Below are 16,042 nucleotides of genomic sequence, written 5' to 3'. Positions count from 1 at the left end.
GACAGTGACAAAGCGGCGAAGCGTGACGACCCGCCGCTCCATCAGGGACAAACGCCGAAACGCCGACGGAGTTCTACGGTGGAGGGGTCAGGACCCACCGCACACTTCCGAAGGGCCGGGATTCGCATGACTTCCACCCACGCCTTCTGGCTCGCCGGCCGCCAGGCCACCGGCGAGGACAGCTTCGACGTCCACTCCCCGTGGGACGGCCGCCTGGTCGCCGCCGTCAGCGTGCCCACCGACGAGCAGGTCGAAGAGGCCGTGGCCGCGGCGTACGCCGTGACGGCGGAGTTCTCCGCGACCCCCGCCCACGTACGGGCCGCGGCCCTGGACCACGTGTCCAAGCGGCTCGCGGAGCGCACCGAGGAGATCGCCCAGCTGATCTCCGCCGAGAACGGCAAGCCCGTCAAGTGGGCCCGCGGTGAGGTCGGCCGTGCGGTGTCCGTGTTCCGCTTCGCCGCCGAAGAGGCCCGCCGCTTCAACGGCGGAGAGGCCCAGCGCCTCGACACCGACGCCGGCGGTGTCGGCCGTCTCGCGCTGACCCGCCGCTTCGTCAAGGGCCCGGTCCTCGGCATCGCACCGTTCAACTTCCCGCTGAACCTGTGCGCCCACAAGGTGGCCCCGGCCATCGCCGTCGGCGCGCCGATCATCCTCAAGCCCGCCCCGGCCACGCCGCTGTCCGGTCTGATCCTCGGCGAGCTGCTCGCCGAGACCGACCTCCCGGCCGGCTCCTGGTCGGTCCTGCCGGTCGCCAACGACAAGATGCCGGCCCTGGTCAAGGACGAGCGCCTGCCCGTCATCTCCTTCACCGGCTCCGACACCGTCGGCTACGCCATCCAGCAGTCGGTGCCCCACAAGCACTGCACCCTGGAGCTCGGCGGCAACGCCGCGGCCGTCGTCCTGGACGACTGGTCCTCCGAGGCCGACCTCGACTGGGCCGCGACCCGTATCGCGACCTTCTCGAACTACCAGGCCGGCCAGTCCTGCATCTCCGTGCAGCGCGTGATCGCCGACGCCTCCGTCTACGACCGTCTCGTCGAGAAGGTCGTCGAGAAGGTCCAGGCCCAGGTCACCGGCGACCCGTCCGACTCCGCCACCGACGTCGGCCCCCTCGTCTCCGAGGCCGCCGCCCAGCGTGTCGAGTCCTGGGTCGACGAGGCCGTGGCCGGCGGAGCCAAGCTGCTCACCGGCGGCAAGCGCGCGGGTGCCTCGTACGAGCCCACCGTCCTGGCCCACGTGCCGGACGGCGTCAAGCTCGCCACCGAGGAGGTCTTCGGACCGGTCCTGACGCTGAAGAAGGTCGAGAACACCGACGAGGCCTTCGCCGCCGTCAACGACTCGAAGTTCGGTCTGCAGACCGGCGTCTTCACCCGCAACGTCCAGACCGCGTTCCGGGCCCACCGCGAGCTCGAGGTCGGCGGTGTGATCATCGGCGACGCGCCGTCCTACCGCGCCGACCAGATGCCGTACGGCGGCGTCAAGCAGTCCGGTGTGGGCCGCGAGGGCGTCCGCTACGCGATGGACGACTACACGTACGAGCGGGTCCTGGTCCTGACCGGCCTCGACATCTGATCTCGTACGGCCCTAGAGCCGACGGCCGGAGCCTACTGTGCGGGGGCTCCGGCCGTCTCCCTTTTCACCCCCTCCGACCTGTGAAAACAGTCGGATGCAAGGGGGACGGCACCTTCTGGCGCGAGCGTGGGCCGCAGAGACGTGCGTGCCGACGGACGACGGCCCACCGCGCCGGCCCGCATCCGCTCACGAGGCGGTCGGCGCCGGCCACCACGGGGCGAAGCGGTGGGCGCCGCCGGCGGGCCCGGACGGCGGGTCGGGGGGCAGACCGAGGAGGAACGAGGCCGCGTCCGACCCGCCCGGGGTGAGCAGTGCACAGCCGAGCAGGTCGAGCCGGCCTCCGGCCGGTACCGCGTCCGACCCACCCGGGGTGGGGCCGTCCTGGTGGCGGGGGAATTCCGTGGGAGGGGTCATGCGGGAAGCGTCGCCGCGGCCGATGGAAGGAGATTGGAGCGCGACTGTAACGGCGGGGTGCCGCCGCTGCGGGATGCCGGGGAGCGTCGTCGACGTCCCGTCCGGCCGCCGGTAGGGCGGCCGGACGGGACATCGACGGCACGGCACAGACGGCTCAGACAGGGCGCGGCAACAGTCCCCCCTCCCCTTCGCGGGTGCCCGTGGACACCGCCTGTCTGCCCCGGGCGACGACGAGCCGGGGCGCCGCGAGGACCGCTATGTCGTCGAGGGGGTCGCCGTCCACCGCGATCAGATCGGCGCGCAGCCCGGGAGCCAGCCGGCCCGTGACCGCGCCGAGGCCGAGCGCGCGAGCGGCGCCGGCCGTCGCCGTGTGGAGGATGTCGGCGGCGGGTATGCCCAGGCGCGCCATGCCGACGAGGCCGTCCGCGTACGCGGGATGGGGTGCCCCGTCGGTGCCCGCGTCGGTTCCCGCTATCAGGGCGACACCCTCGCGGTGCAGGAGCGGCAGCGCGGACACGGGGGTGGAGCGGGGGTCGTCCCGGTCGTCCCAGCGCTCGGTGAACCGGCGGCTGATCGTCGGGCAGACGTGGACGGGGGCGGCCGCCAGCTCCCGGACGAGCGAGAGGTCCGGTGCGATGGTCCCCTCGGGGGAGATGAAGCTGCAGTGCTCGATGGTGTGGACCCCCGCGCGCAGCGCGTGGGCGATGCCGCTGGTGCCGTGGGCGTGTGCGGCGACCCGGAGCCCGTGCAGGGTCGCCTCGTCCACGACGGCGCGCAGTTCCGCCTCGCCGAACTGCTCCTCACCGGGGCCGGACCCGCCGGTCAGGGCGCCTCCCGTGGCCATGACCTTGATGAAATCGACGCCGCGGGCGGCCTGCGCCCGTACGGCAGCACGGAGTTCGGCCTCGTCGGCGCAGGCGCCGCCCATGAACCAGCAGTGTCCTCCGGGCACCGTCAGCGGCGGCCCGGAGACGACGAGCGAGGGTCCCGGGGCCCGTCCGGCCCGCAGCGCGTCGCGGACGTGCAAGGCCAGGTGGCCGGGGGCGCCCAGGTCCCTCGCCGTGGTGACTCCGGCGGCCAGCAGCTGCGCCGCGTTGCGGAACATGAGCGCCCGCAGCGGCGCGTCGTCGAGCGCGCGCATCCGGTCCATCGCGCCCGGCAGCCCGTCGAGCGCCAGATGGACGTGCGAGTCCACCAGTCCCGGAAGAAGCGTCATGGAGCCGAGGTCGACGCGTTCGCTGCCGCGCCGGAGCCTGGCGGGCAGGTCGTCGTCCGAGCCGACCCAGCGGATGGTTCCCCGGTCGACGAGGACTCCGCCGTCGCGTATCCGTCCGCCTGGCCCGCCGGTGATCAGCCATTTTGCCGTGTAGTACGCCTTCACCCTGTTCCCGTCCTTGGGTCAGTGCTGCGGTGCCGGGCCGGCCGTACGCGCCGCCCGGCACCCGGCCGCCCCGGACGGCACGGTGAAGCCATTCCGCGTCCGTGCGGATCAGTAGTTGCCGAGCCCGCCGCAGACGTTGAGGGCCTGCGCGGTGATCGACGCCGCCACGTCCTGTGCGAGGTACCCGACGAGGCCGGCGACCTCCTGGGGCGTCGAGTACCGGCCGAGAGGGATCTTCGCCTGGAAGCGCTCCAGCACGTCCTCCTCGGTCGTGCTCCAGTGGTCGGCGTAGCCCTGCCTGACCCGTACGGCCATGGGTGTCTCCACGTAGCCCGGGCAGACCGCGTTCACGGTGACGCCCGATTTCGCCAGCTCCTGGCCGAGCGCCTTGGTGAAACCGATGACTCCGTGCTTGGAGGCGGAGTAGGGCGCGGCGAGCATCACCCCCTGCTTGCCGCCCGTCGAGGCGATGTTGATGACCCGGCCGTGGCCCCGCGCGAGCATGCCTCCGGTGGTCAGGGCCTCGCGCGTGACGCGGAAGACGCCGTTCAGGTTGGTCTCGATCACGTCCTCCCAGAGCTCGTCGGGGAGTTCGGCGGTGACCCCGCCACCGCCACGGCCCGCGTTGTTGACGAGCACGTGCAGGGGCCCGTACCGCTCGACGGCGGCCGTGACCAGCGCGCGTATGTCCTCCTTGGAGGTGACGTCCGCCGCGACGCCGTCGACGTCGAGACCCCGTCCGCGGAGCTTGTCGACGACGGCGGCGACCGTGCCGGCGTCCCGGCCGCAGAGGAACACGGCATGGCCCTGCTCGGCGAGGAGCTCCGCGACGGCGAGACCGATCCCGCTCGTGCCGCCGGTCACCAGCGCGGCGCGCTTCTCGGTGGTGTTGCCCGCTGTGGTCAAGGTCGTTCCCTTCATCGGTTCGGTTTTGTGTTCAGCCCTGCGGACGGTGCAGTACGCGGCGCAGCGCGCGGTCGATCTCTGCGCGCGGTTCGGGTCGGGGGCCGGCGGAGCGCCAGGCGATGAACCGGTCGGGGCGGACCAGTACGGCGCCCTGCCCGCCGATCCCGTAGGCCGCCCGGAACGCGCCGTCCCGGTCGGCCGGCGCGCCGGCCGCGCCGACGGCGTGCGTGACGAGCGGCACGCCGAGTTCGGCCGCGGCGGCCGCGGCCTGCGGGATCCAGTGCTCGGCCCCCTCCGCCGCGGCCAGCAGGACGAACGCCCTGCCGAGGAGCGCGGTGGTCGAGGACTCCGTCCCGTCGGGCAGCGTGAGGGGGACGTACGGGGCGTGCGAGCCCGGCCGCCCCGAGGGGTGGGCCGGATCCTCGAACAGGTCGCCCGGGTCCTCCGGTTCGGCGACGACGGCCCCGCCGGGGATCCGGTAGCCGAAGGCGAGCACCGGCGGCGGGAGCGGGGTGACGAGCCGCTCGTCGGCGAGTTCGGGTGAGATCCGGTCGACGAGATTGGCGAACTGCTGCTCCACCAGTGCCTCGGCGTACGGCCGGCGTTCCGCGTCATGGCTGTCGAGCAGCGCCTCGCCCGCCGTGCCGTCCAGGACGGCCGCCAGTTTCCAGCCGAGATAGAGGCCGTCCAGATAGGCGGTGTTGCCCCCCATCCCGCCCGTGGGCGGCATCACGTGGGCGGCGTCGCCGACCAGGAGCACCCGGCCGTCGCGGAACCGCTCGGCCACCCCGCAGGCGATGTCGGTCTCGCCGATCTCTTCGATCTTCAGCGGGATGTCGGGGATGCCGAGGTCTGCCCGCAGGCGCTCCTCGACGCCGCTCTCCCGCTCCCACCAGCCCGCGGGCAGGTCGGGGGTGAGATTGCGGAAGTAGCCGTAGAGCCCGGGAACCTCCGTGTTGAACAGGACGGCGTGGCCGATGTGCAGGGCCGTGAACCGTCTTCCGTCGGAGGCGCCGTCGGTGTGGGCGAGGGGCTCGCTCAGGTCCGCCCGGAACAGCACCCGCAGCACCTTGCCCACGATGCCGCGTCCTGTGGTGGCAAGGGACAGGGACTCGCGTACGCCGCTGCGCCAGCCGTCCGCCGCCACGAGGTACCGGGCCCGGACGGTGCGCCGTTCCCCGGTCGTGACGTTCTCGACGAGGGCCGTGACCGCGTCGGCGTCCGGGGTGAAGGACACGAGCCGGGTGGAGAAGCGCAGACGGGCCCCGAGTTCGGTCGCCCGGTCGGCGAGGACCTGCTCCACCCCGGACTGGCTGGCCGTGCCCCAGTCCTGCGGTGACACGTGCCGCATGGACAGTTGGTCACCGCTCATGAGGGTGCGCCGCACGGGCCCGGCGAGCGAGTCGGCGACCACCATGTGGAAGTCGGAGCGGTAGGCGCGGCCGCGCTCGCGGACCGCCTCGGCCGCGCCGGCGATCTCCAGCGCCTCCATGGTGTGCGGGTACTGGCCCGTCGCCTTGATCGCCTGCGAGGTGCCGGGCCGGCGTTCGACGACCAGGGCCCGTACGCCGTGCAGGCCGAGGAAGACCGCGGTGCTCAGGCCGCCGGGTCCCGCGCCCACGACGAGCACGGCCGCCTCGTCGGGCATCGGTGTGTGTCGCGTCATCGGTGGGCTCCCTCAGGGTATGAGCACGACGCGGCCCAGCTGGGTGCGGGCCTCGATGATCCGGTGGGCCTCGGCCGCCTCGGCCAGGGGCAGCACCGCGTGGACGGCGACGCGCAGGTCCCCGTCGGCGACGAGCCGCACCAGATCCGCGCGAGCCTCGGCGGCCCGCGCGGGCGCGGCCTGCGTCCAGGCGTCGAAGGACGTGCCGATGACGGACTTCAGCCCGAGCAGGTCGGTCATGGTGACCTGGGCGGGCTTGGCGCCCGCGTCGGCGAAGCCGTAGTAGACGAGGCGGCCGAAGGGCTTGAGCAGACGCAGACCCTCCTGGAACACGGCTCCCTCGACGCTGTCGAGGACCACGTCCACCCCGGCGCCGCCGGTGAGCTCCCGGACCCGGTCGCCCCAGTCGGGCCTGCTGTAGTCGACGACCTCGTCGGCGCCGTGGGCGCGGACGAACCCGTCCTTCGCCGGCGAGCCCACGGTGCCGATGACCAGCCGCGCCCCGCGCCGCTTGGCCAGCTGCGTGACCAGGTGGCCGATGGCGCCGGCCGCCGCGTGCACGAGGACGCTCTCGCCGGGGGCGAGCCGTGCCACGTCCAGGACGCTCCAGGCCACTTGTGCGGTGGAGGCCAGCGCGGTGGCCGTCGCGGGGTCGATGTCCTCGGGTATTTCGAGCGTGCGGGCGGCCTCGGCGAGCACATGGTCCGCGTAGGCACCGGACACTCCGTAGGCGGCCACCCGGGTACCGGGGGCGGGACCCTCGGTACCGGGGCCGAGGGCCTCGACGCGGCCGACCACGTCGCCTCCTGGACGGCCCGGCAGCGGTGAGGGGAACGGGGCGCTGTCGGAGCGCAGTTGCGTCTCGATGAAGTTGACCCCGACCGCGTCGGTGCGCAGCAGGAGCTGCCCCGGCCCGGGAACCGGCACGGGCACCTCCTCGACCCGCAGGACGTCGGGGCCGCCGTGGTGGTGGTAACTGACCAATCGCATGGATTTCCTCGGATGAGTGGTGACGGGGCCCGTCACAGGGACAGGACGACCTTGCCGTTGACCTCGCGGTCGAGCAGTGCGCGGATGGCGTCGTGCGGATCGGTCCAGGGGGCGAGCAGTCCCGCCTCGGCCACCAGGCGGCCCTGCGCCGCGAGCCGGACGAGGAGGCCGAGGTCGTCCGGCACGGACCGGCGGGTGATCTCGTCGAGCAGGAACAGGTAGTCGATGCGTACGCCGGGCCGGGCGTGCCCCCAGTCCGCGGGCAGCCTCAGCTCCGCACGGACGGTGTTGCCGAAGACGGCGGCGACGCCGCCGGGACGCAACAGGCAGTAGGCGGCGGTGAAGACTTCACCGCCGACGCTGTCGACGACCACGTCGACGCCGTTCGCCGGCGGATTCTCGTACCCGACGACGACCTCGGCGCCGAAAGCTTCGAGGCCCGCCGCGCGGGGGGCCGAGCCGACCCAGGCGACCACGTCCGCGCCGCCGGCCCGGGCGAGCTGGACGGCCATGCGGCCGACACCCCCGCCGGCTCCGGTCACCAGGACGCGGCGGCCCAGGAGCCAGTCGGCCCGCTGCAGTGCGAGCAGGGCGGTGAGTCCCGCGACGGGGAGCGTGGCGGCGTCGGTGTCGGTCACCTGGTCCGGCAGGACGGCGAGCCGGTCCGTGCGGACCGCCGCGAGTTCGGCCCAGGCGTTGTTCGCGGCGATCCCCGCGACGCGGGAGCCCGCCGGGGGGCCGCTGCCGTCGGCGGCGGCGGACAGGACGGTGCCCACCAGGTCGAGGCCGAGTGAGGAGCCGACCGGCCTGCGTAACGCCAGGAGGAGGTCGGCGCGGTTGACCGAGGTGGCGTGCACCTCGATCAGGGCTTCGTCGTGGCGTGGCCGTGGGTCGGGTACGGACCGCAGTTCCATGGTGAGCGGATCAAGCCCGGTGGTTACGAGTGCCTTCATGCTTCCTCGTCGCGAAGTCCGATGGGTGTTTCCGGTGTAGGCGCCGCCGCTGGATTCCTGATCCAGGCTCCATGGGGGGCGCCGGAACGCGGACGGCCTGCCTGGAGCGTGAGCGTCCAGGCAGGCCGGGGCACCGGCCGACGACCGCACCCGGCGGGGGATGCACGGGCGGCCGTCGGCCGGCGTGGAGGGGGAGCGCGGTCAGGCGCCGCTCGGCACCGGCTCCGGGCCGTCCGCCGCCAGGGGCGCCGGGGCGGGGGCGGCGGCGCGGAAGGCGCCGGGCAGCCACAAGGCGGCGAGGGCGGCGACGAGGGCGAAGACGATCACGGCGACGTAGGTGCCCGCGTAGGCGGACGCGGGGTGGCCGCCGGAGTCCCCGAGCCGCTGCTGGACGGTGAGCGCGACCACGGCGATCCCGAGGGCGCCGCCGATCTGGTTGAAGATGAACAGTGCGCTGGTCGCCCGGGGAGCGCTCGCCTCTCCGACCGCCTGGTACATGAAGGCCATCGTGCCGGGCGCGGTGAGGCCGATGCCGAAGCCGGTGAGGCCGAGGGCCACGGACAGGAGCGCCGAGTTGGTGTCGGGCCCGGCCTGGGTGAAGACGAGCGTGCCGAGCGCGGCGACCGTCATGCCCACGGTCGAGGTGAGGCGGGCGGTGACCTTGTGGGCGGTCTTGCCGGAGGTGATGGCGCCGGCCGCGCCGAGCACACCGGACGGGATGAGCAACAGGCCCGCGTGCAGGGCCCCGAAGCCGCGCGACTGCTGGTAGTAGAGCGGGGTGAGGAAGAGCAGGGTGTTGGCGACGGCCCCGACGAAGAACATCGTGACGACCGCCATCGTGAAGCCCCGGTTGGCGAACAGCCGGACGTCGATCAGCGGGGTCGTGGACGTGCGCAGCGCGTGGACCAGGTAGCCCAGCAGGAGCAGCACGCCGAGGCCGAGGGCGCCCAGCACCTTCGGGGAGGTGGCGTCACCGGTGTGCGCGGCGGTGGTGATGCCGAAGACGAGGGCGGCGAAGCCGGGCGAGAGCAGGACGAGGCCGAGGACGTCGAGGGGTTCGTCGGGCCGGCCCCCGTGGCTCTCCTTGGGCAGGGTCCGCAGGGCGAGGAAGAGCGCGACGATACCGATCGGCAGGTTGATCAGGAACATCCAGCGCCAGCTGACGGCGTCCACGAGGACACCGCCGACCACGGGCCCGAGGATCGGGCCGAGGGTGAGCGGGATCGAGATGAGGGCCATGGCCTTGGCCACGCGGGACGGTCCCGCCGTGGTGGCGAGGACGGTCTGCACCACGGGGACGATCATGCCGCCGCCGAGGCCCTGGACTACGCGGAAGGCGATGAGGGACTCCGCGGACCAGGCGATTCCGGACAGCAGCGAGCCGAGAACGAAGACGGAGACCGCCACGAGCCACATCGTGCGCCCGCCGAACCGGTCCACGGCCCAGCCGGCGAAGGGGGTCGCGACGGCGACGGCGAGCAGGTAGCCCGCGGTGACCCACTGGATGGTCGCGAGCGGGGAGCCGAACTCGCCACTGAGGGTCTTCACGCCGACGTTGACGATGGTCTCGTCGAGCAGGGCCATCAGCAGCGCGAGGAGTAAGACGCCGGCCATCTTGAGGAACGTGGCGTCGAGTGCGGCTTCGGCGGGCGCCTGGGCCGGCGCGGGGGCCTCGGTCTTCGCTCCGGACCCGGCCGCGGTCGTAGCCGTGGCCGTGGCCGTGGTTTCGGGAGAGGGTTCGGGACTGGAATGCGTCATGGCGTACCGCCTGGGTCATGGGCAACAGGGACGGGGGACGGGATGCGCGTCGGGCGACGCACCGCGGCGTCGTTGTCTCCACGATAGACATGAATGCAGGTGCATGCATCGACTTTCGAGACAAGTTCACATCAAGCGTTGCCGAAAGCTGCATGGACAGGGCAGTCTTGCGAAAACAGTTCACCAGAATTCGATGCACGAGCATGAATTCGGCCTGTAGGTGACTACACTGGAGGGAGACGACGAAGGGGAGCACCGCCGTGACCGCTGACACTCAGGCCGGACGTCCTGAAGGGTTCGACCAGTGGCGTCGGCTGACACTCCTGGTCGGTCAGGTCAACCAGCAGCTCGACCGGCTCCTGACGGGCGAGTTCCAGGTGTCCCTGCCGGAGCTGATGGTCCTCATCGAGCTGCGGCACGGCCACGAGCGCGGCACCCGCGTCCAGGAACTCTCGGAGGCCGTGGGCCTCGACCAGTCGTCGATGAGCAGGCTCGTCACCCGCCTCGAAACCAAAGGCCTCACGACCCGGGTGAGCTGCGAACACGACCGGCGCGGCGTCTACTGCAACCTCACACCGCTCGGCGCCCGGCGCGGAGAGGAAGCCGAGGCCCGCTGCCGCGAGGAGCTCACCAGGCTCATCGACGTCGCGTCGTTCGACGACCGAACGGCCTCCCTCGTGGCCCGGCTGCGGTACACGGGCGCCGGCGCCATCCCCTGAAGCGTCCCCTCCTTCCGGCACCACCGCGAAGGAGCTCGAAGATGAAGCTGTCCGTACTCGACCAGTCGGTCATCCCCGAGGGCTCGACCCCGGCGACCGCCTTGCGCAACTCCATCGAACTGGCCCGCCTCGCCGACCGGTTGGGGTATCACCGCTACTGGCTCGCCGAGCACCACGCGACCCCGTCGTTCGCCGGACCCGCCCCCGAGGTCATGGCCGCGCGCATCGCGGGCGAGACGACCGGCATCCGGGTGGGCTCCGGAGGGGTGCTCCTGCCGCACTACAGCCCGCTGAAGGTGGCCGAGGTGTTCCGGGTGCTCGGCGCGCTCTCGCCGGGCCGCATAGACCTCGGGGTGGGCCGCGGCACCGGTGCCGGCAGCATCGAGGCCCACGCGCTGTCCCCGGGCGTCGGAGGCAACGACGACGGGGACTTCCCCGGCAAGCTCGCCGAGCTCCTCGCCTTCCTGCACGGCGGCTTCCCCGAGGACCACCCCTACCACCGGATCCAGCTGATGCCGAGTGGAGCGGGCTCCCCCGAAGTGTGGCTCCTCGTCGCAAGCCCCTCCAGTGCGACCCTCGCCGCGCGGCTCGGACTGCCCATCTCCATCGCGCACTTCGGCCGCCCCCAGGCGACCCGGGCCACCGTGGAGGCCTACCGCTCCCACTTCCGCGGAAGCGAAGGGGCCCGGCCCCGCGTTCAGATCGGCGTCGGGGTGTACTGCGCCCCGACGCAGGAGGAGGCCGAGTGGGTCTTCGCCAGCCAGCGCCTGTTCCGGCTGAGGATGGGACGTGGGCTGCTGCTCCCGCTGCCCGCGCCCGAAGCCGCCCTCGCCGCGCTGCGGGGCGAGGTCGAACCGCTCGCGACCGAGGTCGCCGAATGGCCGCGCTGTATCGTCGGCGACCCGGACCACGTCCGGTCCACGCTCACCTCGATGGCCGGGGAACTGGGGGCCGACGAGTTCATGGTGCTCTCCACGATCCACTCGCCCGAACAGCGCATGCGCTCCTACTCCTTGCTGGCCAAGGCCTTCGAACTTTCGATGCGCGAGCCCGTGTTGGCTTGAACCAGCGCTTCGTCCCGCCCGGCGGATGAGACTTACTTCACACCGGGGCGGCCCGTGTGGGCACCCGATCTAGTGTGGAAATTCGATAAGCCGAACGGCTATTCGGCACGGGGGAGCGGGGCAGGTGTGGGCATGTGAGCGTTCCGGTGGACGACCTGAGACTCCTGGGCCCCCTGTCGATCGGACTCGGAGGCCGCGAGGTGGCCATCACCTCGCCCAAGCAGCGCGTCCTGATCGCCTCGCTGCTGCTGCGCGCGGATCACGTCGTCACCTCCGACGAGCTGATCTACCGGCTGTGGGACGACGCGCCGCCGCGTGACACCAAGGCCGCGCTGCACGTGCACACGACCCGGCTGCGCGCCCTGCTGCGCGGAGCCGAGCCGGGCGAGGGCGGCCTCCCGCGCATCGAGACGCACCCGGGCGGGTACCGACTGGCCATCGCACCGGGCACGCTCGACCTCCTGCGCTACCGTGAGGCCGCCGCCGCCGCGCGCCGCGCCCGCCGCGACGGGGACCGACGGGGCGAACTGGCCCACCTGGAGGCGGCGCTCGCCGAGTGGCGGGGCGAACCCTTCGGCACCGTCGCCTCCAACTCGCTGCACAGCGAGGTCGTCCCGCAGCTGGTCGAGGAGTGCCTGACCCTCACCGAGCGGCGTTTCGGCCTCGCCCTCTCCCTCGGCCAGGCTGCCGACCTGATCCCGCAGCTGCGCGCGCTCACCGCCACCCACCCGCTGCGGGAGCGGCTCCGCGAGCACCTGATGACCGCGCTGCACCGCACCGGGCAGGTCGCGGCGGCCCTGGAGGAGTACCGCGACTACTACCAGATGCTCGACCAGGAACTGGGCCTCCTGCCGGGGCAGGAACTGCAGCTGGTGCACCGCCGGGTGCTCGCCGAGGCGGGGGAACTGGCCGAAGTCCCGGCCTCCGCCGGTGGTTCCGGTGCGCCCGGTCCGTCCGGTGCTTCCGGACCTTCCGGCCCTATGGGCTCGGGTGGCGCCCCCGGGCACGCCGGTCCCGGCGTCCCCGCCGGTCCGCCGCAACTCCACGAGGCCCCGTACACCGGTCCCTCCTGGGCGGACCCGGACCCGGAGCCGGAGCCGGCCGGGGCGAGCGTCCCGGCGCCCCGTTCCCCCCAAGGCGTGCGGTCCCCCAACCCGAGCGCGCCCTGGATGGTCCAGCGCCAGCTCCCGCCGGAGGCGACCCACTTCGTGGGCCGCGAACACCACCTCGCGGAGCTCACGACCCTCCTCACCCCCCGCCAGCGCACCTCCGTACCGCTGGTCAGCATCGTCGGGCCGCCCGGCATCGGGAAGACCTCGCTGGCGCTGCGCACGGCGCACCGGCTCAGCACCGCCTACCCCGACGGCCAGTGGTACGTACGCCTCAGCGACTCGCGCGGCAACCCGCGCCCCATGCACGAGATCATCGCCGACCTCCTGCACGCCTCCGGCATGGACGTCTCCAGCCTCCCCGCCGAACGCCAGCAGCTGACCGGGGTGCTGCGCAGCCGTCTCGCCGACCGGCGCGTCCTCATCGTCCTCGACGACGTGCACGACAGCGCACAGGTCGCCGACCTGCTGCCGGGCACCCCGAGCAGCGCCGTCCTCAGCGTCCACCGTGCCTACCTCCCGGACCTCGTGGCGGTGCACGGAGCCCGCGTACTGACCCTGGACCTGCTCTCGCACCAGGAGGCCGAGGACGTGTTCACGGCGGTCCTCGGCCGCGAACCCGCCGCCGTCTCCGGCGCCACCGTGGCCGAGCTGGTGGACCTGTGCGGGCGGCTGCCGCTCGCACTGCGCATCGCCGGCGGGCACTTGGCCGGCCGGCCCTGGCTGCCCGTCGAGACGTTCGTCCGGGAACTACGCGAAGGCGACATCCTGTGCCTGCTGGACCTCGGCAACAGCCCGTCCACGGCGGTCAGCGCCGCCTTCAGCGTGGCCTACCGGTCGTTACCGGCGATGTCCCGCCGATTCTTCCGGCTGCTCGGCGGCGTCAGCGACATGTCGTTCACCGCGCACACCGCGGCGCAGCTGGCCGACTGCTCGCCGTCCCTCGCAGACCGGCTCCTCGACAAACTCGCCGCCGCGCAGCTCGTCGAGGTCGAGACCCCCGGCACGTACCGCTTCCACAACCTCATCGGGCTCTACGCGGCCGAGCGCGGGGTCGCCGAGGACACCGAGACCGAGCGGCGGGAGGCCCTCGACCGCCTCTACCAGTGGTACCTGCGCCGCACCGACGAAGCCGTCCAGTCCTGCTACCCCGGCTTCATCAGGCTGCATCCGCCGCTCACGGCGCTGCCGCGCGACGCCGTCGATCCCCGCGCCGCCCATCTCTGGCTGCGCGCCGAGCACGGCAACCTCATGGTGCTCGTCGTCCGCGGGGCCGACGCGCGGCTCCACGAGTCCTGCGTGCGGCTCGTCGACATGCTGCGCGGGTACTTCATGCTCGGCCGGCTCCAGAGCGACTGGCTGACGGCCGCCGAGGCCGGACTGCGCGCCGCCGAGGCGCTCGGCGACCGGCGGGCCACCGCCGTGATGCGGCTCGGTGTGGGCCTGGCCCTCCAGGGGCTCAACGACCTCGAACCGGCCGCACGTCAACTGGAGAACGCGCAGGAGGAGTTCGTCTCCCTCGGAGTCAAGGACTTCGAGGTCGTCACCGTCAACGCCCTCGCCATGAACCAGCTTCAGCAGCCCACCAAGCACATCGACAGTGCCATCACCCTGCTGGAACGGGGCCTGCGCATCAGCCGGAGCCTGGGTCTGCGCCACGTCGAGGCCCGCGGCCACATGTACCTCGGCATGGCCCGGCACACCCAGGGCGACCTGTCCGCCGCCGAGTTCCACTTCCGTGCCTCCGCGTCGATCCTCAGGGAGCACGGCGTCCACCGGTCCCGGCCCGAGGTGCTGGCGCGGCTCGGGATGGTGCACGGAGACCTGGGGAACGTGGAGGAGGCGACGGAATACCTCTCCGTCGCGCTCGCCCTGAGCCAGGAGTTCAACGCCCCGCACTCCACGGCCCTCGCCTCCTACGGCCTCGCCCAGGTCCACGCCGGGCAGGGCCGGGTGGACCTGGCCTACCAGCACGCCGAGTGCGCCGTGTCCCTCTCCCGGGACCAGGGGTACACGGCCCTCGAAGCCAACGCCCGCAACGCGCTGGGCGCCATCCATCTGATCCGGGGCCGCTCGGCTGAGGCCCGGGAGGAGTTCGTCAGGACCCTTGAGATCGCCCTGCGCATCGGCCACCCCCAGTCGCAGGCGCAGGCCCTGATCGGCCTCGGCCGGCTGGAGCTGGACGGCGGCCGGCCCGCCGAGGCCCTGACCCAGGCCCGCCGCGCCGCGTCCATCGCCGACACGTCGGGGCTGTACCTGCTCCGGGCGCAGGCCCAGGACCTGATCCGCTGCGCGGCCGAGCACTCCGGCGCACCGCCCGCCCCGCCGGCCCTCCCGCAACCCGGCGCTGACTTCCCGCCCGGCCCCCCGCAGGACCGCTGCCTCCCACCTCGCCGCGGCTGAGTCCGTGCGCGGGCGCCGCACGTGAAAGGAGCCGGTGAAAGGCGTGCGGCACCCAGGCGGGGCGGGGCCCGTGAGGCGAAAGCACGCTTCGGCCGGAGTGAAAGGGCGTTGAAGGGGAGCCGCAAGGCCGAGGGCACAGCATGGGAGGCACAAGCACCCGGCCCGCTGTCCCTGGAGGCGACATGTACGCACGGATCCTCGGCCCCCTCGCCATCACGTCCGGCTCCGTCGACCTGACCCCGCGCGCTCCCAAGCAGCGTCAGTTGCTGTCGCTGCTGCTGCTCCACGCCGGCCAGGTCGTCACCGTCGACGAATGCGTGGACGAACTATGGGAAGCCGGGCCCCCACGCAGCGCCCATTCCACCCTCCAGACGTACATCATGCAGATCCGCAAGATCCTGGCCGGCGTGAGGGCGGAGGGCGGCGACGGGCCGGCCGCCCCGCTCGGGCTGGAGACGCGCGACCGCGGCTACTGCCTGACCGTGGGACCCGACGCCCTCGACCTGCACCGGTTCGAGCGGCTCACCGAGCAGGCGGCCGTCGCCCGGGCGGCCGGGGAGCACGGCGCGGAGGCGTCCCTGCTCCAGCGCGCCCTCGGCCTCTGGTCGGGACGCGCCCTCGCCGACGTCCAGTGCGGCCCGCTGCTCAGGACGCAGTTGAGCGGGCTGCACGAGGTGTGGCTCGGGGCTGTCGAGCAGCGCATCGACGCGGACCTGCGGACCGGCCGCCACCATCGGCTGATCCCCGAACTGCGCGTCCTCACCCACCAGTACCCGCGGCACGAGAACCTGCACGCCCAGCTGATGATCGCCCTCTACCGAAGCGGCCGCCCCTCCGAGGCGCTCCAGGTCTACGCCCGGCTGCGCACGGTCTTCGCCGAGGAGCTCGGACTGGACCCGTCCGAGCAACTGCGCGATCTCCAGCGCAGGTTGCTCGGCGCCGGCCCGGTCGCGGAGTCGGTCTACCTGCCCGCGCCCGGCGCGGTGCGCGAGCAACTGCCCCTGGCGGGATGAGGGATGACCGCCGCGGGCCGGGACGGCGGCGGGCCGCGTCGAGCCGTTCTCCACGCCCGCTCCAGTGGTCGCGCCCAGCATCAGCCCGACCGTG

Annotated in this window: 12 protein-coding genes; 5 read left to right on the top strand and 7 right to left on the bottom strand. The window is 73.0% G+C overall.

What is annotated here, in order from left to right:
• Window positions 1-126: 126 nt before the first annotated feature.
• Window positions 127-1,572 carry an aldehyde dehydrogenase family protein gene (locus KO717_RS10360; protein WP_301366167.1) on the top strand — a complete coding sequence of 482 codons (1,446 nt, stop codon included), beginning with the start codon at window positions 127-129 and terminating at the stop codon, window positions 1,570-1,572.
• A gap of 186 nt (window positions 1,573-1,758) precedes the next feature.
• On the opposite strand, the gene KO717_RS10355 is transcribed toward KO717_RS10360, so the two are convergent.
• From KO717_RS10355 to KO717_RS10325, 7 genes are all read right to left on the bottom strand, one after another.
• The gene (locus KO717_RS10355; RefSeq protein ID WP_301366165.1) at window positions 1,759-1,986 is read right to left on the bottom strand and encodes a hypothetical protein; all 228 of its coding nucleotides are present in this window, start codon (window positions 1,984-1,986) and stop codon (window positions 1,759-1,761) included.
• A gap of 154 nt (window positions 1,987-2,140) precedes the next feature.
• Window positions 2,141-3,367: a metal-dependent hydrolase family protein gene (locus KO717_RS10350; RefSeq protein ID WP_301366164.1), complete on the bottom strand. Its 1,227-nt coding sequence runs from the start codon at window positions 3,365-3,367 to the stop codon at window positions 2,141-2,143.
• A gap of 108 nt (window positions 3,368-3,475) precedes the next feature.
• Entirely contained in the window at window positions 3,476-4,288 is an 813-nt protein-coding gene (fabG, locus tag KO717_RS10345; RefSeq protein ID WP_301366163.1) for a 3-oxoacyl-ACP reductase FabG, read from the bottom strand.
• Window positions 4,289-4,304: 16 nt separating this feature from the next.
• Window positions 4,305-5,939 (bottom strand): FAD-dependent monooxygenase, encoded by a 1,635-nt coding sequence (locus KO717_RS10340; RefSeq protein WP_301366161.1) that lies wholly within the window; start codon window positions 5,937-5,939, stop codon window positions 4,305-4,307.
• 12 nt (window positions 5,940-5,951) lie between these two features.
• Window positions 5,952-6,929 (bottom strand): quinone oxidoreductase family protein, encoded by a 978-nt coding sequence (locus KO717_RS10335; protein ID WP_301366159.1) that lies wholly within the window; start codon window positions 6,927-6,929, stop codon window positions 5,952-5,954.
• A gap of 32 nt (window positions 6,930-6,961) precedes the next feature.
• Window positions 6,962-7,882, bottom strand: coding sequence for a zinc-binding dehydrogenase (locus KO717_RS10330; RefSeq protein ID WP_301366157.1), 921 nt, complete (start codon window positions 7,880-7,882; stop codon window positions 6,962-6,964).
• Between the two features lie 201 nt (window positions 7,883-8,083).
• Window positions 8,084-9,640 (bottom strand): MDR family MFS transporter, encoded by a 1,557-nt coding sequence (locus tag KO717_RS10325; protein WP_301366155.1) that lies wholly within the window; start codon window positions 9,638-9,640, stop codon window positions 8,084-8,086.
• 260 nt (window positions 9,641-9,900) lie between these two features.
• Between KO717_RS10325 and KO717_RS10320 the strand changes: the two genes are divergently transcribed.
• From KO717_RS10320 to KO717_RS10305, 4 genes are all read left to right on the top strand, one after another.
• Window positions 9,901-10,359, top strand: coding sequence for a MarR family winged helix-turn-helix transcriptional regulator (locus KO717_RS10320; RefSeq protein ID WP_301366153.1), 459 nt, complete (start codon window positions 9,901-9,903; stop codon window positions 10,357-10,359).
• Between the two features lie 41 nt (window positions 10,360-10,400).
• Complete coding sequence (locus KO717_RS10315; RefSeq protein WP_301366152.1) at window positions 10,401-11,423, top strand: LLM class flavin-dependent oxidoreductase; 1,023 nt, start codon at window positions 10,401-10,403, stop codon at window positions 11,421-11,423.
• A gap of 134 nt (window positions 11,424-11,557) precedes the next feature.
• Entirely contained in the window at window positions 11,558-14,935 is a 3,378-nt protein-coding gene (locus KO717_RS10310) for an AfsR/SARP family transcriptional regulator (RefSeq protein ID WP_301366150.1), read from the top strand.
• Between the two features lie 182 nt (window positions 14,936-15,117).
• Window positions 15,118-15,948 carry an AfsR/SARP family transcriptional regulator gene (locus KO717_RS10305; protein ID WP_301366148.1) on the top strand — a complete coding sequence of 277 codons (831 nt, stop codon included), beginning with the start codon at window positions 15,118-15,120 and terminating at the stop codon, window positions 15,946-15,948.
• Window positions 15,949-16,042: the final 94 nt, after the last annotated feature.

The organism is Streptomyces xanthophaeus, assembly GCF_030440515.1.
Taxonomy (GTDB): domain Bacteria; phylum Actinomycetota; class Actinomycetes; order Streptomycetales; family Streptomycetaceae; genus Streptomyces; species Streptomyces kutzneri.
The sequence above is the reverse complement of the archived record's forward strand: the minus strand, read 5'-3'. Positions and strand labels throughout refer to the sequence as shown.